Raw genomic sequence first — 19521 nt, forward strand, 5'->3', positions numbered from 1 at the left:
GTCGAGCAGCAGCGCTTGCTAGCTCGCGGCTATGGCAGAGCAAGACATAGACCCGCAGAAAACAAGCGAAACAGTTGGCCGAGTTGGGTTGATCGCACTGGGTTTGGCATTGGCGGCGGCTGTGGCAGCGATTGCCTGGACATCTTTGCCGAGCGCGGATGAGGCGGCGGAGGCTGAGATGGCTGATGCTAGCGGTCCGCTATCGATAGATGAACTTGCGCAGCGCGTTGAGGATACTCCCGACGATCCCGGCGCATGGCAGGAGCTTGCCTTTGCGCGGTTTGAGCGCGGCGAGTTTGACCAGGCGGTGAGTGGCTATGAGCGCGCAGCGGCGCTGGATGACGACAATGCAGTACTGTGGTCGTCTTTAGGCGAAGCGCGCGTGATGGGAAGCGAGCGCGACCCAATGCCGCCTGCAGCGGTTGAGGCGTTTGAGAAGGCACTAGCGCTTGACCCGCAAGATCCGCGCGCACGCTATTTCCTCGCAGTGCGAAGGGATTTGTCGGGCGATCATGTCGGCGCGATTGATGATTGGCTGGCGCTGTTGGCTGATACGCCGCCGGGCGCGCCGTGGGAAGATGATCTGACGCGCACGATTGAGCAAGTCGGCAAGATTAACGAGATTGCGACGAAGGCCCGCTTGGCCGAGGTTCAGAGTGTGAGGGCTGATCAATTCGCCAGCGGAACAGTTCCATCTGGCATGGCTGGTGTTCCGCCGCTGACGGGCGGTGCAGCTATTCCCGGCCCAAGCGATGAACAGATCGCGGCAGCCAAGCAAATGGCTCCGGGTGAACAGCGCCAAATGGCAGAAGGCATGGTCGCGCGGCTTGCGGAGCGGCTGGAAGGCGACCCGTCAAACATTGATGGCTGGGTGATGCTGATGCGCAGCCGGATGACGCTCGATCAACCTGATCTGGCTAGAGCAGCGCTCGCACGGGCGAAAGCAGCCAACCCGCAAGCGGCGGAACGGCTTGATGCAGAGGCCGAATTGCTGGGCGTCCGTTAGGCGGGCTTGTCGTCTGGTCTTTCATCCTGTGGAGGATCGACCGTGATGCGGATCTGCTGAAGCGAGATAATCGCGACCCAGAACCCGACAACCGAGAGCGCGCTTGCACCAAGCACTGCGAAGGCGGCACCTTTCAATCCATTCCAGCCCATCGCGACGTCCAAGAGGCCGAGCGCCAGAAGTGTGGGGGCGGCTCGCACGAGGAACGCTGTGCCCGCTCTGCCCGCGCTGACCAGTAGCGATTCAAGGCTTGCTCCGACGAGCTCCACCGCCCCCGCAATTGCCAGGATGACCATCGCCCAATAGACCACACGGAATTCTGGCCCAGCGATTGCTACCAATCCCCAGCGGCCAAAGAATATCGCGAACAGCACCGCGAGAACCCCGCCAATAAGCGCAATATTGGCCATCCGGCGTGCCATTTGATGGGCGTTATCCTCTGCATGAACCAGCTCGGGAAAGATCGCTTTGGAGACGGTTTGTGCGAGCTGCACCAGAGCCTGACCCAATTGGCTGGCCACGCGGAAACCGCCTGCGAAGGCCTCCCCGCCGATTGCGCCGACCAGCAGAATCATCATTTGCTTGCCGGCGATATTGAGGCTGCCTGTCATGTTGGTCGACCAGACAAAGCGCCACGCGTCTTTGTGATCGCGCGGGATATTGCGCAGGCTGATCTGGGATAGATCAATCCGCTCCTCCCGCGCAGCCACGACCCAGAGCGCGGCGGCAACCGCCACTTCAGCGGCGGCCCAAGCAAGAATAAAACCAGCGACAGTCGGCATGAATAACCAGGCGAGGATCGCTCCTGCTGCCCGAATGGTGGGTTGTACCGCTTCTGCTGCAGTCGCCTTGCCATATTTGAAGCGCAGCCGGAGCAGCCCGGTCGGGGTCGTGCGGATCGAAATCAGCGAGATGATGCAATAGCCAAAGGTCAGCCACAATAATTCATCCGGCAATGGCAGCCACAATTGCGCGGTTGCCACCAGTATCGCGGCAAAAACCGTGCCCATCGCAACCGACAGCATATCCAGCGCAATGGCAAAGCCGGTCACTTCGCCCGGACCATCCTTACCCGCGCCCCAGCGCACCACGAATTGCCATGTTTGGAAATTCGCAAGGCCGGTAACGGTCTGGCCCAGTGCAATGATAATCGCAAAATAGCCAAACCCATCGAGACCCAGCGTGCGCGTCGCCAAAGCGAGATAGACCAGGCTCAGCACGGCATTGAAGCCGCGCCCGGTCAGGAGCCAGCCAATATTTTGAAACAGTCGTGTCATTGCAAGGCTTCGGGCTTAGCTCAGCCTGCTTTCGCCGCTCGTTTTGCCAGCAAACGCTCAGTCACCTCAAACGTTCGCTCATTGTCGACATCGACCGCGAACTCGCCGCTCGACATGACGACCGGCGTCAACTTGAAGCCAAATCGTTTGGAAACTTGCGCGAACAGTTTTTCCTTCGTTCCCCAGCCAAGATAGAAGCGGATCAGGTTGATTACGCCAAATGCTTTGGCAATGCGGCTTGGGAACTTCACGAATTGCCCGCCGCCCCGCATAATTTCCGCAGCGGACAGCGCGTTTGCATTGCCGATCCAATAGGTGTTGCAGTTGGAATAGCCACCATCCGTGAATTGGTAGAATTTTGACTGGCCTTGCGGATCGGCGGCGATAACGTCCTGCTTGCGGGCCAAGGCTGCTGCCGCATCTGCCTCGACAGCCAGCGCGCCATCGATAAATTCGGCATAGCCTTCCGGTGTAACGAGACAATTGTCAGCCGTGGTGATCATCACTGGATAGGCTGCGCCTTCGCATCCGGCAAAGACACTATCGACGATGTTGAAGGCGCCTTCTTTGAACGTCAGCCTGCCTTCTGCCTCAAGCGCGCCGACAATCGGGAGCGCGCGGATCTCGTCCGGCTCATGCGCGACTACGCGAATCTCGCCAATGCGGTCACAAGCGGAAACCGCCTCCACGACATGTTCGATCATTGGCCTGCCGCCAACTGGCACAACGCATTTTTGATTGACCTTGGCCCGTTCAGCGAGCGGATCGAGTACGCCAGACCGTTTGCCGGCCATGATGAGTGCAGTGATTTTCCCGTCCATAGAACACCAGATAGTCCGGATTTTGGTTAACGCAAAGTCTTGTCATGCGACACGTGGTCCTTCAGCGGGGAAAGGATGCGGATAATCTTCTCTCGTAAGGGCTTCGACAGTGCGGCTGGCGGCGGTGCCTCGCCTATTGTGAATGGCCGTCCAATCAGCCTGCCGATCCCAGCTGGAGCGGCTTCGAAGACCTCGTATGACCACCTCGGCTTGGGTGAGCTTGTCGAGACGGCAAGCCGGACCAAGCTGTCTGGCGATAGCCTGTGTCATCACGACCCGATGTTTGTCGAAACCGGCAGGTGCCACTTCGGCCAATGCGGGGCTGCGCAAACGCATCTGGTCAATCAAGGGGTCGGCATTGGCGATGTGTTCGTGTTTTTCGGCCTATTTCGTGAGGAAGGTTCGGGTGAGCCGCATCACCGGATTTTTGGCTACCTTGAGATTGCGGAGATCATTGATCTGACGCGCGGCGCGCCGCAACATCTGCTCGACTCTGCGCACCCTCATGCGCTCGCCATGCATCACGGCAATGATGTGGTGTATTCAGGGCCGGGGGCGACGGCGAACCGTGCCAGCGAGGCTTTACGGCTGACTGTGCCGGACGGGCCACCGAGCCTGTGGAACAGGCCTGATTGGCTGAAGCGCGGCGGGTTAAGCTATCATGATCGCGCGGATCGTTGGATCAGAGGCGGTAAGCTCCGTAGCGTTGCGCGAGGTCAGGAATTTGTCGCGGATATTGGCAGGCGCTCTGCACCGCGCGAATGGCTCGACCAAATAATCGCCGAGATCAGGGCGACGTAGTGGTCGCCAACGTTAGAGCATCTTGATGATCGCCGAGAAGTCTAGCCCGCCATTGCCCGCGCCATTGAAATCCTCGTAAAGAGCTGCTGCGCGCGCACCCATAGGAACCGGAGCATCTGCGCCGTCTGCTGCCTCCATCGCGAGTCTTAGATCTTTCAGCATCAGCGCCGTGGCAAACCCGCCTTGATAGTCATTGTCCGATGGGCTTTGCGGGCCGACACCGGGCACAGGGCAATAGCTGGTCATGGACCAGTTCTGGCCCGATGAAACCGAAGAAATATCGTAGAATGTCTGCGCGTCGAGACCGAGCTTCTCCGCCATTTTGAAGGCTTCGCACGTCCCCGCCATATGGATCGCCAGCAGCATGTTGTTGCAGATTTTTGCGGCCTGACCATTGCCCGCATCGCCGGCGTGGATCACGGCTTTGCCCATGGCCTCCAGGATCGGCTTGGCGTGCTCGAAGGCGCTTGCCGCGCCGCCAACCATAAAGGTCAGTGTACCTCCATTCGCCGCAGCAATCCCGCCAGATACTGGCGCATCGACCATGTCATATCCTGCGTTCTGAGCGGCTGAAATGACCTCGCGAGCGGTTGCAACGTCAATGGTTGAGCAGTCGAGGAAAACCGCACCAGCGGGCGCCTTGCCGATCACGTCAGTCTCGTAGACCGACTTCACGATCTCACCATTGGGCAACATTGAGACAACCGCTTCGGCCTCTGCGCAAGCCTCGCTTGCGCTGGCGAAGGTCGCGCAGCCCGCCGCCGAAGCTGCGGCCAATGCCTCCTCGCTCAGGTCAAAGGCGCGCACATCATGGCCCGCTTTCACAAGGTTAGCGGCCATCCCGCCGCCCATATTGCCGAGGCCAACAAATGCGATTCTCATTTCTCTCTCCAACGCTTGAATAGACGGATAAGCCATGCGCCTGTGATTGCCGGGACCAGACCCAGCGCGCTCATCATGGCGTAGAATGCCAGCGGATCCTGATCGTTCATCAAACTAACCGTATCATCATCCGTCATGTGCAAAACGATCTGCGCGAACAAAAGGATGCCGCTTGCTACCAAAGCTACGACGATAACGTTCCAGTGCGTGCGCCATGCAATTAACCCGCCCAATGCTGCGAAGATCAGCGCGGCGGCCTCAAGGAAATAAGGCGGAAGGTGCAAGGTGAAAGCTCGCTTTTAGCGCCCTTTCCACACGCCCTCACGCTTCTCAACGAACGCGGCCATGCCCTCGGCTTTGTCCTCGCTCGCGGTTAGGATTTGGAAGATGCGGCGCTCCATAATCAACCCCTGATCGAGCGAGCTTTCGAACGCGGCATTGACCATTTCCTTGTTCGCGATTGTCGCCATGGGCGGCATTGCGGCGATCGCAGCTGCGGTTTTGAGTGTATCGGCGATCAAATCATCATGCGGCACAACGCGGGCGACGAGATTGGCGCGCTCTGCTTCTTCCGCGCCCATCATCCGGCCGGTCAGGCACATTTCCATCGATTTTGACTTGCCAATCGCGCGGGTTAGTCGCTGGGATCCGCCCATGCCTGGCGCGACGCCTAGCTTAACTTCGGGCTGGCCAAATTTTGCATTTTCCGATGCGATGATGAAATCCGCCATCATCGCAAGCTCGCACCCGCCGCCCAAAGCAAAGCCATTGACCGCTGCGATCCACGGCTTGCGAGTTTTCTTGACGATCTCGCTCGTCCACGGCGAAAAGAAATCATCGAGGTAGAAATCAGCCGCCGCTTTGTCGGCCATTTCCTTGATGTCTGCGCCCGCTGCGAAAGCCTTATCGCCGGAACCCGTCAGCACCGCGCACAGCTGGCTGCTATCCGCCTGATAGGCAGCAAATGCAGCGGTCAAATCTGCCAGCACGCCGCTGTTTAGCGCATTCAATGCCTTTGGGCGGTTGAGCGTAATCAGCGTAACGCCAGTGTTTCCTTGAGCGTTGGTTTCGACGGTGATGGTTTCGTAAGTCATGCAAGTGGTTTCCATTCCTCATCTGAGGGGAGGGGAGCAAAAATGCTGTCGATCAGTTCGTCGCTGACACCCGCTGGCGTGGCAGGATCCCATGCGGGATCGCCGGTCTTGTCGACGATCACCGCCCGCACACCCTCGGCAAAATCCGGGCGTGTCAGCACGCGCGATGCAATGCGATATTCCATTGCCATATTGTCGGCGAAGTCGGTGAGTTTCGCGCTCTCTGCCAGCTGGCGCAAAGCGACCTTGCAGGTCTGCGGGCTTTTCGTGCCCAATGTATCGCGCTCTTTCGCGGCCCAGCCAGACTCATCGCCCTCCAGGCTCGTGAGAATGTCCTCATACCGGTCACTCGCAAAATGCTTCGCGATCTTGTCAGCATTAGCCTCAATCCGCGCCTCTGGCGGTGACGGCGCAAGCTCCGCCAGAATGCCGGAGGCCCGCGCAGGATTATCAAAAATCCGCGCCTTAGCTTCCTCGATCATCCCGCTGGGTAGATAATGGGTTGCGAGGCCTGTCCAGAGGCACTCTGCACCGTCCAGCCGTGCGCCGGTCAGCGCGAGAAATTGACCAATGCGCCCGCCAAGCCGGGACAGATACCATCCGCCGCCTACATCGGGGAACAGGCCGATGCCCGTTTCCGGCATGGCAAAACGCGTGTTCTCGGTCGCGATACGGATGCTCGCAGGTTGGCTGATGCCAACTCCGCCGCCCATAGTAATGCCGTCCATAAAGGCGATGACTGGCTTGGTGTACGTAAAGAGCTGGTGATTGAGCTGATACTCATCATGGAAGAACTTGCGCCCTGAAACCCCGCCGTCATTCAGCGCAGAGTTGCGCAGGAAGGTGATGTCACCGCCCGCGCAAAAGCCGCGGCTGCCCTCGGCATGTTCTATCATGACCGCCTCGACCGCGTCATCTGTTGCCCAACTGGTGAGAGCCGCGCTCATCGCGTGGCACATCTCCAGCGTCAGCGCATGGAGTGCCTTGGGGCGATTGAGCGTAATCCGCCCGACGCGGCCCTCGATGGTGGTTTTTACGTCTTCGGTCATGGTGCCTGTCATTGCCTCAACAAGTCCCGGCCCACGATCATGCGCATCACCTGATTAGTGCCTTCTAAAATGGAGTGTACGCGCAGATCGCGCCAGAACCGTTCAATCGGATAATCCTTGAGGTAGCCATAGCCGCCGAACAGCTGGAGCGCGTCATTGACGACCTTGCTGCCATTGTCGGTTGCGAGCCGCTTTGCCATCGCCGAAAAGCGCGATTTGTCTGGCGCGTTATCTGTCACTTTGGCCGCCGCGAGATAAAGCAACGCTCGGGCACTCTCGAGATCAGTTGCCATGTCCGCCAGCATAAACTGCGTGTTCTGGAAGTCGGCAATCGGCGTGTCGAACTGCTTGCGATCTTTCGTATATGCAACCGCCTCATCGAGGCAGCGCTGAGCGCCGCCAAGCGAGCATGCACCGATATTGAGCCGTCCGCCATCCAGCCCCATCATCGCAAAGCGGAAGCCTTCGCCCTCTGCGCCGACGCGGTTCGCGACCGGCACCCGCGCATCCTCAAAGATCACCTGCGCGGTGGGCGAGGCGTTCCAGCCCAGCTTTTTTTCAGGCGCGCCGAAGCTGACGCCGGGCGTATCCTTGTCGATCACCAAACATGTGATGCCCTTGGTCTTATGATCGCTGGTGCGGACCATGGTGACATAGATATCGTTGACGCCGCCGCCGGATATGAACTGTTTTGTGCCGTTCAGAACGTAATGGTCACCGTCCAGTTTGGCCTGCGTTTTGAGGCCCGCCGCATCGGATCCGCTGCCCGGTTCGGTCAGGCAATAGCTCGCGATTTTCTCCATGCTCACGAGATCAGGGAGATAGCGGTCTTTGACCTCCTGTCCGCCGAATTGGTCGATCATCCAGGCGGCCATATTGTGGATCGAAATGAAGGCGGATGTGGTCGGGCAACCATAGGCCATCGCCTCCATGATCAGCGCCGCTTCGAGCCGGCCAAGTCCAATGCCGCCGCTCTCTTCCGAGACGTAAATTGCGCCAAAGCCAAGCTCCGCCGTGCTTTTGATCACATCGCGCGGGAAGACGTGTTTCTCATCCCATTCACCAGCATGCGGGGTGATGTTATCGGCGGTGAAGCGCTGCGCCATTTCCTGAATAGCAAGCTGATCATCGGTGAGTTGAAATTGTCCTGTCATGCGCTTGCCCCTAGCACTGCTTCCGCCTCTATTTCCACCTTCCATTCAGGGCGGCAAAGCCACGCCACGCCGGCCATGGTTGCGGCAGGTTGAGCGGCACCGAAATAGCGCGAATGGACCTCGCCCACTGCGTCTTGATCGGCCGGGTTGGTGAGCAGCATGCGGGTGCGCACGACATCGCTGACTGAGCCGCCCAGTTCCTCGATAGCTTGGACGATGAGAGCGCAGCAGCGATCCGCTTGGGCAGCCGCATCGCCAGGTGTGGTCGAGCCGTCCACCTCAACTGGGCCGGTGCCCGCAACGATGATGCGATTACCCTCTCGAACTGCTCGGCTAAAGCCAAACTGTGCCTCATAAGGGGAACCGGTAAAGGCTCTTGCACGGGTCGCAGTCATTGACACACGATCCGATTGATTTCCTTCATATCATCATAACCCACGCGTAGCCGATCCTGTCGGAAATCCATCGTCACCTGAGTTCGCGGCGGTATCCATTGGAGGGTGCGCGCACCGCTTTGTTTGAGCAGTTCTGCGCCGATTTCTTGTGTGGCATATTTTGCGAGAAAGGCATCCTCCAGACCGCGCGCATTGCATGTGCCTTGGTCGCCGCGAACCAATTCCCTTTCGGCTATGCCAGTTTCGGAAGCGGTGTTGGTCACGCTGGCGCATCCGCTTAATGTAATTGCGGCAATAGTAGGCAAAGTAACGCGCATGAGTTTCATCTCCTAGTTCAGCCCATGGTCGGAATGATAAAGGCGTTGCCTTGGTCCGCGCTGCCATCCGGCCAGCGCTGAGTGACTTTCTTGACCTTAGTCCAGAACTTGAGGCCTTCCATTCCGTATTGGTCCGTGTCGCCAAAGCCGGAGCGTTTCCAACCGCCAAAGCTGTGATAGCTGACCGGCACGGGGATCGGCACGTTTATGCCGACCATGCCGACATTCACGCGGCTAGCAAACTCGCGCGCGGCGTGGCCATTGCGGGTGAAGATCGCGACGCCATTGCCATATTGATGGTCAGATGGGAGCCGCACGGCTTCTTCAAAGTCATTGGCGCGCACAATCTGGAGCACGGGGCCGAAGATCTCTTCCTGATAGCTCTGCATTTGCGGAGTTACCCGGTCGATCAGCGTGGGGCCAATGAAGAAGCCTTTCTCATGGCCTTGCAGGGTAAAACCGCGCCCATCAATGACGATTTCGCCGCCTTCTTCTTCCGCCGTGGTAATCCACTGCTCGACACGCGCCTTATGCTCCGGCGTGACTACTGGGCCATAATGCGCATCCGGGTCGTTTGACACGCCAATGTTGAGCGCATGGATTGCGGGAATGAGCTTCTCTTTCAGGCGCTCGGCTGTATCCTCGCCCACTGGCACCACCACGGGCAGCGCCATGCAGCGTTCACCAGCAGAGCCAAAGGCTGCGCCGGAGAGGTCATTGACCACCTGATCGAGGTCGGCATCGGGCATCACAATACCGTGGTTCTTCGCGCCGCCCATGGCTTGCACCCGTTTGCCAGCGGCCACTCCGCGCTTGTAAACATAATGCGCAATGTCAGATGAGCCGACAAAGCTAACCGCGCTGATATCTTCGTGGTCTAGGATCGCATCGACCATTTCCTTATCGCCATGGACTACTTGCAGCAGGCCCTCAGGTGCGCCTGCCGCGACGAACAATTCGGCCAGCCGCACGGGCACCGATGGATCGCGTTCGGAGGGCTTGAGGATGAACGCATTGCCCACCGCGATCGCCATGCCGAACATCCACATCGGGATCATCGCGGGGAAGTTAAACGGGGTGATACCTGCGCCAATGCCCAGCGGCTGACGCATGGAATAGACATCAATGCCAGGCCCAGCGCCTTGGGTATATTCGCCCTTGAGTACCTGCGGAATGCCACAAGCGAATTCGATCACCTCAAGGCCGCGTTGCACATCCCCTTTGGCATCGTCGATCACCTTGCCATGCTCGGAGCTGAGCAGTTCGGCCAGCTCCTGCATGTTCGCCTCGATCAACTCCTTGAAACGGAACATCACGCGGGCGCGCTTTTGCGGGTTAGTGGCGGCCCATGCGGGCTGCACTTCCTTGGCAGTGGCGACTGCGCGGTCGAGCAATGCTGCATCGCCCAGCGCGACTTCCGCCTGAATTTCGCCGGTAGAAGGGTTCCAGATCTGGTGCGTCCGGCCCGCCGAGCCGCCGCTACCGCCGCTGATGAAATGGTCCACTTGGCGCATGATTATTCTCTCCGGCTATGCGATTCTGTCTCAGCCAGACCTTAGGCCTGAGAACGCCGTGCGCCAAGCTCTAGCTACTCCTCGCCGCCGCAAGCGATAGCGCCTGATTGACGCTTTGGCTCGGATCGAGCATAGGCGCGCTGCATCACGGCGGTGAAATCCAAGACACCTAGCGGGTGTAGCTCAATGGTAGAGCAGCAGCTTCCCAAGCTGACGACGAGGGTTCGATTCCCTTCACCCGCTCCATTTCGTTCAAGGCTCTAGTCAGGCTCGTTGAACTCGGAATTCTCTCCGCTTTGAGACCCCGATATTCTAATCCCAATGCTTGGGGTATTTTCCCAATTATCTGGATTGTTATCGGCGGTGGCATCAGCGTGCACGTTCAGAAATCCCAGAAATCTGCCATTTTTCAAGTTTGGCACGGCTCCTGCAGAGTTGTTTTCATCCAGCGGGATGGTCCCGCAAAATACGAAAACACAAATTAGGAGACTTCACATGTTCGCCACTGAAACAACCAACACCGCAATCGCTGCCGTATTCTCACTGGCTATTTCTGCGGTTCTGTTCGCCACCGCAATCGTCCCAGCCAGCCCGGCTCTGTTCGCTTAATCGCGAGCCCTTATTCAAAGGAAATTGATCATGTTCGCCAATGCCACCAACACCGCCGTTTTCGCAGCCGTATTTTCGGTGACCATGTCAGCAGTTCTCTTCGCAACTGCGATCGTTCCGGCCAGCCCCGGCCTGCTCGCCTAACTTGCAAGGGTGCAATTGGCCGCCGCCCAGCCGCGTTAAGGCGCCGGACAGCTCAAGATCGGATCAGGCCGCGTCCGGGTCACTTATAAACCGCAGGCCGCTTCGCCATCATCGCCGCGACGCTCTCCCCGAACTCAGGCGACCCCAGTTGCGCCGCGAAAATTTCACCCTCGATCGTCATGCACTCAGTGATTTCAGTGTTTTGAGTGCGCACCAAAGCCTTGGTATGACGCATCGCATTGGGGGCCGCATTGGCCACCAGCTGAGCTAAGGCACGTGTTTCTCCAGCAAACTCCCCATCCTCAAAAACACGTGAAACAAGGCCCATACGCAGCGCCTCCTCTGATGTGAGCGACCGCCCGGTCATAAACACGTCATTGGCTGCGGCCATGCCGATAATTGCGGGTAGCAGCATAGAGGACGCCGCCTCCGGTACCAGACCCAGCTTCACAAAAGGCGCCGCGAAAGTGGCCGATCCGGCCGCGTAGACTAGATCGCAATGCAGCGTCAGCGTTAGGCCCACGCCAATCGCCGGACCATTGACCGCCGCTATAAGCGGCTTTGGACAATCCTTGATCGCATGCAGGAATTGGACAACCGGCGGCAGGCCGTCTCCGCGCGGCCCCGAGGCGAAATCCTGCAGATCATTGCCCGATGTGAAATAGTCACCATTGCCGGTGAACATCAATGCGCGGATTTCGTCATCGACGCCATAAGCGTTCACGGCATCGGCCATCGCTTGGTACATGTCCTGCGTGATGGCGTTTTTCTTGTCCGGACGGTTGAAGGTCACGGTGGTCAGGCGGTCGGCGGTGTGAGTCAGGATGTGGTCGGTCATTGAGTCGTTCCTTCAAGAGGTGGGCGCTCACGTTGCGGGCAACGATGCCTTGCGAATGGGATGTCACGTGATCCAGAAAACGCGCGATTGTCTCACGTTCTTTGGATGAAAAAGGTTCGAGCAGTTCGGCGTTGATCGCCTTTGTGATCGGTCCGCTGCGCTCTGCGAGCTCGCGCCCAGCTGGCAAAAGGTGCAGACCAATACGGCGGCGATCCTCGGCGTCGGGCGTTCGCTCAACCAGGCCGGCCGCTTCCATCCGGTCGACTAGGCCGCTAAGACCTGACTTGCCGATATGCAGCCGCTCAGCGACTTCGCCAAGCGAAAGCCCATCCTTCTTTGCCAGCATGAACAGGATAGCCTGTTGCGCACTGCCAAGCCCGATTTGGACACGCAAATGATGGTCTGCCGCACGGAATAGAGCCGCATGGGCAGCTTGAAGCTGATGGAAGATTCGGAGCTTGCTCATTGATTGTTCGCATACGAACTAAATACGTGTGAATGTCAAGCTTCAGCACGCTGACTTGCGATGACCTAAGCTACTTCGGGGGCATGCGGATCGCGCCATCCAATCGGAATTGATGCCCATTGATATAGGTGTTGCGGGCAATCTCGCAGATGAGCGAGGCGAACTCTTCCGGGTGGCCGAGCCGCTTGGGGAAGGGCACGCTGGCGTTAAGCTGGTCCCACATTTGCGGATTGCGATCCTTCATGCCCAGCATCAGCGGCGTCGCAAAAATGCCTGGCATGACCGAGTTTACTCGGATCCCCAAATCCATCAGATCCCGGGCCATTGGCAGAACTAGGCCGTTTACCCCAGACTTGCAGGAGCCGTAAATCGTCTGCCCGATCTGTCCGTCTTGGGCAGCGACGCTGGCGGTGAGGGTGATCGAGCCGCGCTCGCCATCTTCATTGACCGGATCGGAATTGGCCATGCCGAGAGCTGAGATGCTGGCAATCCGGTAACTCGCGACCAAAATGCCCTCTGCGCCAAAGGCATAATCCTCAGTTGATAAGCGCTTATAGCCGCCCTTTTCCTTGTCCCAGCCAATGGTCTTGCCTCGCTTGCTGGTCATCGCGCAATGTACCGTCACTCGCTCTTGGCCGTTGGCGGCGCGTGCAGCGTCAAAGCCATCCTGCACCGATTGCTCGTTGGTAATGTCAACGTGGTGGAAGGTCCCGCCGATCGACTCGGCATGGGCCGCGCCGTCCGCCTCATTCACATCAAAAATCGCCACTTTGAGGCCGGCTTCTGCCAGCGCTGCAGCGCTGGCTTTGCCAAGGCCAGAGGCCCCGCCAGTTACAACTGCGGCCATTCCCTGTGCCAATTTCATGTCGTTCTCCCTGATGCATTCGCCGAATTATTCGCGATAGTGTTCTTGCGGCGATCCTGCTGCTATCGGATGCCAATGGCAAGGGGCATCCTATCTCACCGCATCTCTCATTGGCGCGGGTTTCGCGTGCCGGGTGGGAGCAATTGAATGGCTAGCACGATCTGGCTCGCATTGTTGGGGTTTGCGATGGGATTTTGCACAAGCCTTGGTGGGCGTGACCAGCGACTGGTTAGCGCGCTAAGGGACAGCTTTGGCGCTTCCTTGCCGCTCTTGCTAACCGCCTGGTTCTGCGCATTTGTGAGCGCGTGTGTGATGGCATGGGCAGGGCACAGTCTTGGCATTGCGCTGATAGGATTGGAGCAAGGCGAAGCCGTGCTATTTGGGACGGTGACCGCTGTGGCATTGCAGCTGCTTTTCGGTGCAATTGTGTTGCTGGGAACTGCGGTTCAACTGTTTTGGCCAGTCTCTTCAGATGCTTTGCGCGAGCCGACCCGCTCGCTGGGAGCGTTATCGATTGTGATGCTTATGCGCCAAATATTTGATCCACCGCGCCTCACCATATTCATTATCGCGATGGTGCTGGGCGCGCCGTTGTTGTTGGGGTTTGGCGGCGCCATTGGTGCATGCGCGGCGCTGTTTATTGGCTGGCGTCGGGGGAATTTGTCACTTCATCGCCTGCGCGAAGGCAGACTTGTGCAAGGCTTACGGATGGCAGCAGGAGCAGTCATTGTTGTTATGGCGTTTAGGTTCTTCATGATCGCCTTGGGCCTTGCGTGACGATGAGGGCGCTTCATCGTTTTGCCTATAGAATCGCACACCGCATGCGTCACAAGTGGCGCATGTGGCGCAAGGCTCCGCTGTCTGGCGTGAGCGTGATTGCGCAGGATCGTGAGGGACGCGTCCTGCTGGTCCGCCACAGCTATGGGCCGCGCGGATGGTTTGTGCCGAGCGGAGGCATGGCGCACACAGAGGAACCGGTGGATGCGGGTGTCCGAGAGCTTCGCGAGGAGACTGCATGCGCCCTCCTCCATGCGAGACTGATCGGGACAATAGATGAGGTTATTTCGGGCAGTCCGCATACGGCCTATGTGATTGGCGGGCGCACCGATGATGAGCCAAAGCCTGACCGGCGCGAAGTGGTCGAAGCGCGCTTTTTCGCACTCGATGACCTACCCGAAGAACTTAGCAACACCGCCCGGGCGCGGCTGGATTTCTGGCGTCAGTCAGAGCAGCGATAGCTGCGCGTCGGGGCGTTTGGTGTCCTTTTGGTCATCAACCCCATCAAGTTTGGAAAGGGTCAGCCCCATCAGGCGGATAGGCTTGGGGAGGGGCAGGATCTCTTCCAACAACGCGCGCGATAGACTCTCGAATTCGCCCCGTGTTTCGATCAGATGAGGGACCGATTTTGCGCGGGTCATGCTTTGAAAATCGCTGTATTTTAGCTTTAGCGTGACCGTGCGCCCCTTCGCCTCAGCCTTCTCGATATGCCCCCAAACAATGTCGATAATGTTCTCCAGCGTCTCGCGCAGAGCAGGGCCTGCTGAGATATCTTCGGAAAAGGTCCGCTCACCGCCAACGGATTTGCGCACTCTGCTTGAGCGCACTGGTCGTAAGTCAATTCCCCGCGCCGCACGGAATAGATATCCGCCCATGCTGCCAAAATGCTCGCGGAGCCATTCAATGTCCTTTGCCGCCAAATCAGCTCCGGTCTGAACGCCCAGCTTAGCCATTTTTTCGGCGCCTTTGGGGCCAACGCCGTGAAAGCGTCGCACAGGAAGTCCCGCCACAAAATCAGCACCTTGGCCGGGGCGGATCACGCACATGCCATCTGGCTTGTTCTGGTCACTCGCGATCTTGGCGAGAAATTTGTTGTATGAGATCCCCGCGCTCGCGGTGAGCTTGGTTTTGGCCTTGATTTCCTGCCGGATCAAATCGGCAATGCGTGTTGCCGACCCGATGCCCAGCAGATCCTCGGTCACGTCCAAATAGGCCTCATCCAAGCTCAGCGGCTCGACCAGCGGGGTGTGATGCTGGAAGATGCGGCGGATCGTCTGCGAGGCTTCCTTGTAGGCATCAAACCGGTGCCGCACGAAAATGAGATCGGGGCACAGCCGCTTGGCTGTCACCGATGGCATAGCGCTGCGGACGCCAAATTTGCGCGCTTCATAGCTCGCGGCCGCCACCACGCCGCGCCCAGACGATCCGCCAACTGCAACGGGTTTGCCGCGAAGCTCAGGGTTGTCGCGCTGCTCAACGCTGGCGAAAAAGGCATCCATATCGACGTGGATAATTTTGCGCAGGCCGCTTGGGCCGCCTGCGACCTCATCGTCATCATCTATTAGAGGCTGACCATCCGACATGCGGACAAACTAGGACGTGTTCGCCCGTTTAGAAACAGCTGGGACCAATCGCCGCTTTCCTTTTTCGATTTCAACGCCCAAGGATCGCTGCATGGCCACGACAGTTCCAACTGAAAGAGCGCCGCTCGGCGAGCGGGAGCTAATCGTCTTGATGGCCCTGCTTATGAGCCTGCAAGCGTTTGGCATTGATGCGATGTTGCCGGCGCTGGGCCAAATGGCGGAAGAGATGAACGCGGGCGGTAATGATCGCCAGTTGGTGATCGCATCCTATTTTCTCGGCTCTGGCATTGGCGCGTTTTTCCCGGGTGCTTTCGCCGACAGGTTTGGCCGCCGTCCGATTTTGGCGCTCGGTATTGCGGCTTATGTCAGCTTCTCGCTCGCGTGTGCTTTGGTGACAAATTACGATTTGCTGCTCGCAATGAGGCTGGCGCAGGGGCTGTGCTGCGCGGGCCTGAGCGTGGTTCCCGCCGCAATTGTCCGTGACAAGGTGGGTGGTGACCGGATGGCCCGGCTTATGAGCCTGATCATGATGATCTTCTTGCTCGTGCCACTAATGGCCCCTGCAATTGGTCAGGGGATCATGTATATTGCAGGCTGGCGCGCGATCTTCGGCGCGATGGCCGTGATGGGCGTGGTGGTTGGCACTTGGGCGTGGCTGCGCTTGCCGGAGACACTGCAGGATGAAAACCGGCAGAAGATTGATCCGCTCACCATCATGAAAAATATGGGAACGGCGCTCTTTAACCGAAGCGCAATCGGCTATGTTGTCGGTAGCGCGCTGGTGTTTGGCAGCTTATTTGGCTTTCTCAATTCCTCGCAGCAATTGATCAGCGAGACTTTCGGAATGGGCGACTATTTCGCGTTCATTTTTGGCGGCGCAGTAGTCGGCATGGTGCTCGCAAACTTCACCAATTCACGAATCGTTGAGCGATTTGGTGCGCGGCGGGTAAGCCACACCGCCTTACTGATGTTTATCGTGATCTCCTGCGTCCAGTTGTGGAGCGCTAGCGCGCAGCCGCAAAGCATCGCCGAGTTTATCGTGTTAATGAGCTTGTCGATGGCGATGCTCGGCTTTATCGGCGCCAATTTTAGCAGTATTGCGATGCAGCCTTTCTTTCACATTGCGGGCGCAGCAAGTTCAAGCCAGACAGCAGTTCGCATGACAACTGGGGCTGTACTGGGCGCTTTCATTGGAAATTTGTATGATGGGACGTCAGTGCCGCTGGCGACATCCATGCTTGGCTGCGCATTGTTAGCGCTAGCGATTGTGCTGTTTAGCGAGCGCGGCAAGCTATTTCGCCGTGTGAATAGCTGACTACGTAGCTGGCTAGGCTTCCGAACCTAACTTCCTCCAAGCAAGCTTTGCAAACTCGCATAGCAAAGGCCGTGTGTCGCGCGGGTCGATGATATCCTCGACATTAAACAGCTCCGCACTGCGGAAGGGCGAGGTGACTTTGTCGAGGCGTGCTTTGATCTCTTCCAAAAGCGCATCAGGATCGTCAGCAGCCTCAAGCTCGGATTTATAGGCTACCTCGAGTCCTCCTGCGATGGGCAGGCTGCCCCAATCGCCCGAGGGCCAGCAATAGCGATATTGGAAGCGGTCAGCATTGCTCATCGCGCTGCCAGCGATGCCGTATGCGCGGCGCAATACAATGCTCGCGAGAGGCACTTGCGCTTTGTAAATCGCGTTCATCGCCTGCACGCCGTAGCGGATCGTGCCCGCCATTTCTGCGTCGCGCCCGATCATAAAGCCGGGGTTGTCGACAAGATGGACGATAGGAAGCTTGAACTGATCCGCGAGCTTTACAAACCGCTCAACCTTCTCGGATGTCTTGGCCTCCCATGATCCGCCGAGATAGCTCGGATCGCTGGCCACGACCGCCACGGGCCACCCATCGAGCCGCGCCAGAGCAGTGATCGCCGCACGGCCCCAATGTTTGCCAATCTCGAACACAGTGCCTTGGTCGAACACCATCCCCATGCAGCGGCGCATGGAATAGACTTGCTTGTCATCGCGCGGGACGAGGCTGAGCAACTCCTCCTCGCGGCGGCCGGCGGGATCGCTTGTCTCGGCGCGGCGCGCGAGCTGTCCGACATGTTCTGGCATAAAGCTGAGGAAATGGCGCGCGCGGGCAAAAGCTTCCGCTTCGCTCGCGACCTCATCATCAACCACGCCATTGCGCGTGTGAATGTCGACGCCGCCGAGCTCTTCCTTGGCCTGTTGGTGGTCGCTCGCGCTCTTATAGCTCTCGCCAAGGCCATCAACCACGGCGGGTCCAGCAGCGAATAATTGTGAAAGTCCGCGCACCATGATCGAGTAATGGCTCGCGACGATCCGCGCCGCGCCAAGCCCGGCGGTTGGACCCAATGCGAGCGCGACCACAGGCACGGTATCGAGGTTTTTGACCACATCGCCCCAGCCCGGAACCGCCGGAATATAGGTCGCGCCGATCTGCTCGAGAGTTTTGACTGAGCCGCCGCCGCCTGTCCCGTCGATCATCTTGATGATGGGCAGCTTTAGCTCATGCGACATTTGCTCGGCCTGAACCATCTTGCGTTTGATGCCAGCATCCGCCGCGCCGCCACGAATGGTGAAATCGTCAGCCGTCGCGACGACTGGGCGGCCATTGATAGTGGCTTTGCCAAAAAGGAACGGGGCAGGGGTGACGCCGGTCAGATCACCGTTTTCGTCATAGTGGCCTTTGCCCGCTATCTTGCCGATCTCGCGAAAGGATCCATCATCGGTCAGCGCCGCGAGCCGCGCGCGGGCATCCATCTTGCCGCGCCCATGCTGGCGCGCGACTTTGTCTGCGCCGCCCATCTCTTCCGCATAAGCTTCGCGCTGGCGGAGTTCTTCAAGTTCTTTTTCCCAGCTCATGATTGCTTGTTGTTCGCCGGAGCCACCCACGCCCTCCACCCTTCCACCCGGAATCTACCGGGACAGTATCCGGGCGGAAGGGTGGAGGGCGCGGGTGGCAAGGTCAATGTAAATCAAGGCAAGGGAGCTCCGCGCGCAGCAGTGAAGACGCGGTACCATTCCTCACGCGTCCACTGCACAGTCAGTGCGCTCGCTGCCTCGCTAATCCGCTCCGCATTTTGCGAGCCGACAATCGGGATAATGCCCGCGGGATGCGCCATCAGCCAGCTATAGGCGGCGACTGCTCGGTCGATATTCTGTGTCTCTGCGATCTCTCCCAGCACGCGGGCGACGGTGCGGTCATGCTCGCTTTCGGGCCGCATCAGCCGCCCACCGCCCAGCGGCGACCACGCCATTGTGGTCAGGCCGAGGCGGATCGCCTGATCGGTTTCGCCGTTTTCCATTGGCTCGACGCGCAGCGGGCTGATCTCAGGCTGCGTAGTCGCGAGCGGCGTGTCCAGCAGATGGCTGAGCGTCTCGATCTGAGGACACGTAAAATTCGAGACGCCAATCGCGCCGACTTTACCGCTTTGGACTGCACCCTCAAGGAAGCTCGCAAGCTCTTGCGGGTGCGTCAGGATATCGGGCCGGTGGATCTGATAAAGGTCTATACGCTCGACGCCTAGCCGCGTGAGCGAGGCCTCAAGCGCGCTGTCCATATAGGCGCGCGATTGGTCGTAAGGGCGCGGCGGGATGATCCCGCCCTTGCTGGCGAGCACCATGCGGCCGCGTAGCGCAGGCTCGGCGCGCAGCACTTCGCCGAACAACGCCTCTGCATCGCCAAAACCGTCGCTGCCGTCGAAGCCATAGATGTCCGCAGTGTCGAGCAGGTCGATGCCCGCATCAAGAGCGGTATGGACGAGCTTTGCGAGGTCACTGGTACCGAAACCGCCGTCAGTGGTACGCCACATGCCCCAGGCGATGGCGCTGGCTTCGATGCCAGATGTGCCTAGCTGACGGCGGGCAGGGGGAAGGGGTAATTCGCTCATTCTTTCGTTAACCTATGTTTTGT

The 19521-nt window shown here is 58.8% G+C and carries 23 protein-coding genes and 1 tRNA gene; 8 read left to right on the forward strand and 16 right to left on the reverse strand.

The genetic code is table 11. The annotated features are described in order from the left end of the window. Positions 1-31 precede the first annotated feature (31 nt). Complete coding sequence (locus ACFCXQ_RS06875) at positions 32-1006, forward strand: tetratricopeptide repeat protein (protein WP_379554346.1); 975 nt, start codon at positions 32-34, stop codon at positions 1004-1006. On the opposite strand, the gene ACFCXQ_RS06880 is transcribed toward ACFCXQ_RS06875, so the two are convergent. Together ACFCXQ_RS06880 and ACFCXQ_RS06885 are read right to left on the reverse strand one after the other, a co-directional pair. Beyond that, the gene (locus ACFCXQ_RS06880; RefSeq protein ID WP_379554347.1) at positions 1003-2283 is read right to left on the reverse strand and encodes a lipopolysaccharide biosynthesis protein; all 1281 of its coding nucleotides are present in this window, start codon (positions 2281-2283) and stop codon (positions 1003-1005) included. The two genes, ACFCXQ_RS06875 and ACFCXQ_RS06880, sit on opposite strands and share 4 nt — an antisense overlap. A 20-nt stretch (positions 2284-2303) precedes the next feature. Continuing rightward, positions 2304-3104: an NTP transferase domain-containing protein gene (locus ACFCXQ_RS06885; RefSeq protein ID WP_379554349.1), complete on the reverse strand. Its 801-nt coding sequence runs from the start codon at positions 3102-3104 to the stop codon at positions 2304-2306. Positions 3105-3179: 75 nt separating this feature from the next. On the opposite strand from ACFCXQ_RS06885, the gene ACFCXQ_RS06890 reads away from it, so the two are divergent. Then, positions 3180-3905, forward strand: a complete 726-nt coding sequence (locus ACFCXQ_RS06890; RefSeq protein ID WP_379554351.1) for a hypothetical protein — start codon at positions 3180-3182, stop codon at positions 3903-3905. A gap of 12 nt (positions 3906-3917) precedes the next feature. Here ACFCXQ_RS06890 and mmsB read toward each other — a convergent pair whose 3' ends face one another. The 8 genes from mmsB to ACFCXQ_RS06930 form a co-directional block, all read right to left on the reverse strand. Next, a complete protein-coding gene (mmsB, locus tag ACFCXQ_RS06895; protein WP_379554353.1) occupies positions 3918-4787 on the reverse strand; it encodes a 3-hydroxyisobutyrate dehydrogenase in 870 nt (289 codons plus the stop codon). Then, positions 4784-5071, reverse strand: a complete 288-nt coding sequence (locus ACFCXQ_RS06900) for a hypothetical protein (RefSeq protein ID WP_379554355.1) — start codon at positions 5069-5071, stop codon at positions 4784-4786. The genes mmsB and ACFCXQ_RS06900 overlap by 4 nt, the downstream gene beginning before the upstream one ends. A 15-nt stretch (positions 5072-5086) precedes the next feature. Then, positions 5087-5881 carry an enoyl-CoA hydratase-related protein gene (locus tag ACFCXQ_RS06905; protein WP_379554357.1) on the reverse strand — a complete coding sequence of 265 codons (795 nt, stop codon included), beginning with the start codon at positions 5879-5881 and terminating at the stop codon, positions 5087-5089. Further along, positions 5878-6930 (reverse strand): enoyl-CoA hydratase/isomerase family protein, encoded by a 1053-nt coding sequence (locus tag ACFCXQ_RS06910; protein WP_379554358.1) that lies wholly within the window; start codon positions 6928-6930, stop codon positions 5878-5880. Before ACFCXQ_RS06910 ends, ACFCXQ_RS06905 begins: the two co-directional genes overlap by 4 nt. 8 nt (positions 6931-6938) lie before the next feature. Next, positions 6939-8084, reverse strand: coding sequence for an acyl-CoA dehydrogenase family protein (locus ACFCXQ_RS06915; RefSeq protein WP_379554360.1), 1146 nt, complete (start codon positions 8082-8084; stop codon positions 6939-6941). Beyond that, positions 8081-8479 (reverse strand): RidA family protein, encoded by a 399-nt coding sequence (locus tag ACFCXQ_RS06920; protein WP_379554362.1) that lies wholly within the window; start codon positions 8477-8479, stop codon positions 8081-8083. The genes ACFCXQ_RS06915 and ACFCXQ_RS06920 overlap by 4 nt, the downstream gene beginning before the upstream one ends. Further along, positions 8476-8742 (reverse strand): I78 family peptidase inhibitor, encoded by a 267-nt coding sequence (locus ACFCXQ_RS06925; RefSeq protein ID WP_379554364.1) that lies wholly within the window; start codon positions 8740-8742, stop codon positions 8476-8478. Before ACFCXQ_RS06925 ends, ACFCXQ_RS06920 begins: the two co-directional genes overlap by 4 nt. Positions 8743-8813: 71 nt before the next feature. Further along, on the reverse strand, positions 8814-10310 hold the full coding sequence (locus ACFCXQ_RS06930; RefSeq protein ID WP_379554366.1) for a CoA-acylating methylmalonate-semialdehyde dehydrogenase: 1497 nt from the start codon (positions 10308-10310) through the stop codon (positions 8814-8816). 172 nt (positions 10311-10482) lie between these two features. On the opposite strand from ACFCXQ_RS06930, the gene ACFCXQ_RS06935 reads away from it, so the two are divergent. From ACFCXQ_RS06935 to ACFCXQ_RS06945, 3 genes are all read left to right on the forward strand, one after another. Beyond that, positions 10483-10556, forward strand: a tRNA-Gly gene (locus ACFCXQ_RS06935). A gap of 249 nt (positions 10557-10805) precedes the next feature. Further along, positions 10806-10919: an enoyl-CoA hydratase gene (locus tag ACFCXQ_RS06940; RefSeq protein ID WP_379554368.1), complete on the forward strand. Its 114-nt coding sequence runs from the start codon at positions 10806-10808 to the stop codon at positions 10917-10919. Between the two features lie 30 nt (positions 10920-10949). Continuing rightward, positions 10950-11063, forward strand: a complete 114-nt coding sequence (locus ACFCXQ_RS06945) for an enoyl-CoA hydratase (protein ID WP_379554370.1) — start codon at positions 10950-10952, stop codon at positions 11061-11063. Positions 11064-11142: 79 nt separating this feature from the next. On the opposite strand, the gene ACFCXQ_RS06950 is transcribed toward ACFCXQ_RS06945, so the two are convergent. The 3 genes from ACFCXQ_RS06950 to ACFCXQ_RS06960 form a co-directional block, all read right to left on the reverse strand. Further along, the gene (locus ACFCXQ_RS06950; RefSeq protein ID WP_379554579.1) at positions 11143-11811 is read right to left on the reverse strand and encodes an enoyl-CoA hydratase-related protein; all 669 of its coding nucleotides are present in this window, start codon (positions 11809-11811) and stop codon (positions 11143-11145) included. Then, positions 11765-12367, reverse strand: coding sequence for a MarR family winged helix-turn-helix transcriptional regulator (locus tag ACFCXQ_RS06955; protein ID WP_379554372.1), 603 nt, complete (start codon positions 12365-12367; stop codon positions 11765-11767). The genes ACFCXQ_RS06950 and ACFCXQ_RS06955 overlap by 47 nt, the downstream gene beginning before the upstream one ends. Positions 12368-12437: 70 nt before the next feature. Next, positions 12438-13232 (reverse strand): SDR family oxidoreductase, encoded by a 795-nt coding sequence (locus tag ACFCXQ_RS06960; RefSeq protein ID WP_379554374.1) that lies wholly within the window; start codon positions 13230-13232, stop codon positions 12438-12440. 147 nt (positions 13233-13379) lie between these two features. On the opposite strand from ACFCXQ_RS06960, the gene ACFCXQ_RS06965 reads away from it, so the two are divergent. Together ACFCXQ_RS06965 and ACFCXQ_RS06970 are read left to right on the forward strand one after the other, a co-directional pair. Beyond that, on the forward strand, positions 13380-14009 hold the full coding sequence (locus ACFCXQ_RS06965; RefSeq protein ID WP_379554376.1) for a hypothetical protein: 630 nt from the start codon (positions 13380-13382) through the stop codon (positions 14007-14009). 44 nt (positions 14010-14053) lie between these two features. Next, complete coding sequence (locus tag ACFCXQ_RS06970; RefSeq protein WP_379554378.1) at positions 14054-14470, forward strand: NUDIX domain-containing protein; 417 nt, start codon at positions 14054-14056, stop codon at positions 14468-14470. Here ACFCXQ_RS06970 and dinB read toward each other — a convergent pair. Beyond that, positions 14456-15592: a DNA polymerase IV gene (dinB, locus tag ACFCXQ_RS06975; RefSeq protein WP_379554380.1), complete on the reverse strand. Its 1137-nt coding sequence runs from the start codon at positions 15590-15592 to the stop codon at positions 14456-14458. The two genes, ACFCXQ_RS06970 and dinB, sit on opposite strands and share 15 nt — an antisense overlap. Positions 15593-15683: 91 nt before the next feature. Here dinB and ACFCXQ_RS06980 point away from each other — a divergent pair, with 91 nt between their 5' ends. Beyond that, positions 15684-16907, forward strand: coding sequence for a multidrug effflux MFS transporter (locus ACFCXQ_RS06980; RefSeq protein WP_379554382.1), 1224 nt, complete (start codon positions 15684-15686; stop codon positions 16905-16907). A 12-nt stretch (positions 16908-16919) separates the two neighbouring features. Here the strand turns inward: ACFCXQ_RS06980 and ACFCXQ_RS06985 are convergent, their stop codons facing one another. Continuing rightward, the gene (locus ACFCXQ_RS06985; RefSeq protein WP_379554384.1) at positions 16920-18470 is read right to left on the reverse strand and encodes an acyl-CoA carboxylase subunit beta; all 1551 of its coding nucleotides are present in this window, start codon (positions 18468-18470) and stop codon (positions 16920-16922) included. A 113-nt stretch (positions 18471-18583) separates the two neighbouring features. Further along, complete coding sequence (locus ACFCXQ_RS06990; protein WP_379554386.1) at positions 18584-19498, reverse strand: aldo/keto reductase; 915 nt, start codon at positions 19496-19498, stop codon at positions 18584-18586. Between the last annotated feature and the right edge of the window lie 23 nt (positions 19499-19521).

This window comes from Qipengyuania rhodophyticola (assembly GCF_042493225.1).
Lineage (GTDB): Bacteria > Pseudomonadota > Alphaproteobacteria > Sphingomonadales > Sphingomonadaceae > Erythrobacter.

Coding starts and splice junctions, on each gene's coding strand:
- ACFCXQ_RS06875 (WP_379554346.1), top strand. CDS start 32: ATGGCAGAGCAAGACATAGACCCGCAGAAAACAAGCGAAACAGTTGGC.
- ACFCXQ_RS06880 (WP_379554347.1), bottom strand. CDS start 2,283: ATGACACGACTGTTTCAAAATATTGGCTGGCTCCTGACCGGGCGCGGC.
- ACFCXQ_RS06885 (WP_379554349.1), bottom strand. CDS start 3,104: ATGGACGGGAAAATCACTGCACTCATCATGGCCGGCAAACGGTCTGGC.
- ACFCXQ_RS06890 (WP_379554351.1), top strand. CDS start 3,180: ATGCGGATAATCTTCTCTCGTAAGGGCTTCGACAGTGCGGCTGGCGGC.
- mmsB (WP_379554353.1), bottom strand. CDS start 4,787: ATGAGAATCGCATTTGTTGGCCTCGGCAATATGGGCGGCGGGATGGCC.
- ACFCXQ_RS06905 (WP_379554357.1), bottom strand. CDS start 5,881: ATGACTTACGAAACCATCACCGTCGAAACCAACGCTCAAGGAAACACT.
- ACFCXQ_RS06910 (WP_379554358.1), bottom strand. CDS start 6,930: ATGACCGAAGACGTAAAAACCACCATCGAGGGCCGCGTCGGGCGGATT.
- ACFCXQ_RS06915 (WP_379554360.1), bottom strand. CDS start 8,084: ATGACAGGACAATTTCAACTCACCGATGATCAGCTTGCTATTCAGGAA.
- ACFCXQ_RS06920 (WP_379554362.1), bottom strand. CDS start 8,479: ATGACTGCGACCCGTGCAAGAGCCTTTACCGGTTCCCCTTATGAGGCA.
- ACFCXQ_RS06930 (WP_379554366.1), bottom strand. CDS start 10,310: ATGCGCCAAGTGGACCATTTCATCAGCGGCGGTAGCGGCGGCTCGGCG.
- ACFCXQ_RS06940 (WP_379554368.1), top strand. CDS start 10,806: ATGTTCGCCACTGAAACAACCAACACCGCAATCGCTGCCGTATTCTCA.
- ACFCXQ_RS06945 (WP_379554370.1), top strand. CDS start 10,950: ATGTTCGCCAATGCCACCAACACCGCCGTTTTCGCAGCCGTATTTTCG.
- ACFCXQ_RS06950 (WP_379554579.1), bottom strand. CDS start 11,811: ATGTACCAAGCGATGGCCGATGCCGTGAACGCTTATGGCGTCGATGAC.
- ACFCXQ_RS06955 (WP_379554372.1), bottom strand. CDS start 12,367: ATGAGCAAGCTCCGAATCTTCCATCAGCTTCAAGCTGCCCATGCGGCT.
- ACFCXQ_RS06960 (WP_379554374.1), bottom strand. CDS start 13,232: ATGAAATTGGCACAGGGAATGGCCGCAGTTGTAACTGGCGGGGCCTCT.
- ACFCXQ_RS06965 (WP_379554376.1), top strand. CDS start 13,380: ATGGCTAGCACGATCTGGCTCGCATTGTTGGGGTTTGCGATGGGATTT.
- ACFCXQ_RS06970 (WP_379554378.1), top strand. CDS start 14,054: ATGCGTCACAAGTGGCGCATGTGGCGCAAGGCTCCGCTGTCTGGCGTG.
- dinB (WP_379554380.1), bottom strand. CDS start 15,592: ATGTCGGATGGTCAGCCTCTAATAGATGATGACGATGAGGTCGCAGGC.
- ACFCXQ_RS06980 (WP_379554382.1), top strand. CDS start 15,684: ATGGCCACGACAGTTCCAACTGAAAGAGCGCCGCTCGGCGAGCGGGAG.
- ACFCXQ_RS06985 (WP_379554384.1), bottom strand. CDS start 18,470: ATGAGCTGGGAAAAAGAACTTGAAGAACTCCGCCAGCGCGAAGCTTAT.
- ACFCXQ_RS06990 (WP_379554386.1), bottom strand. CDS start 19,498: ATGAGCGAATTACCCCTTCCCCCTGCCCGCCGTCAGCTAGGCACATCT.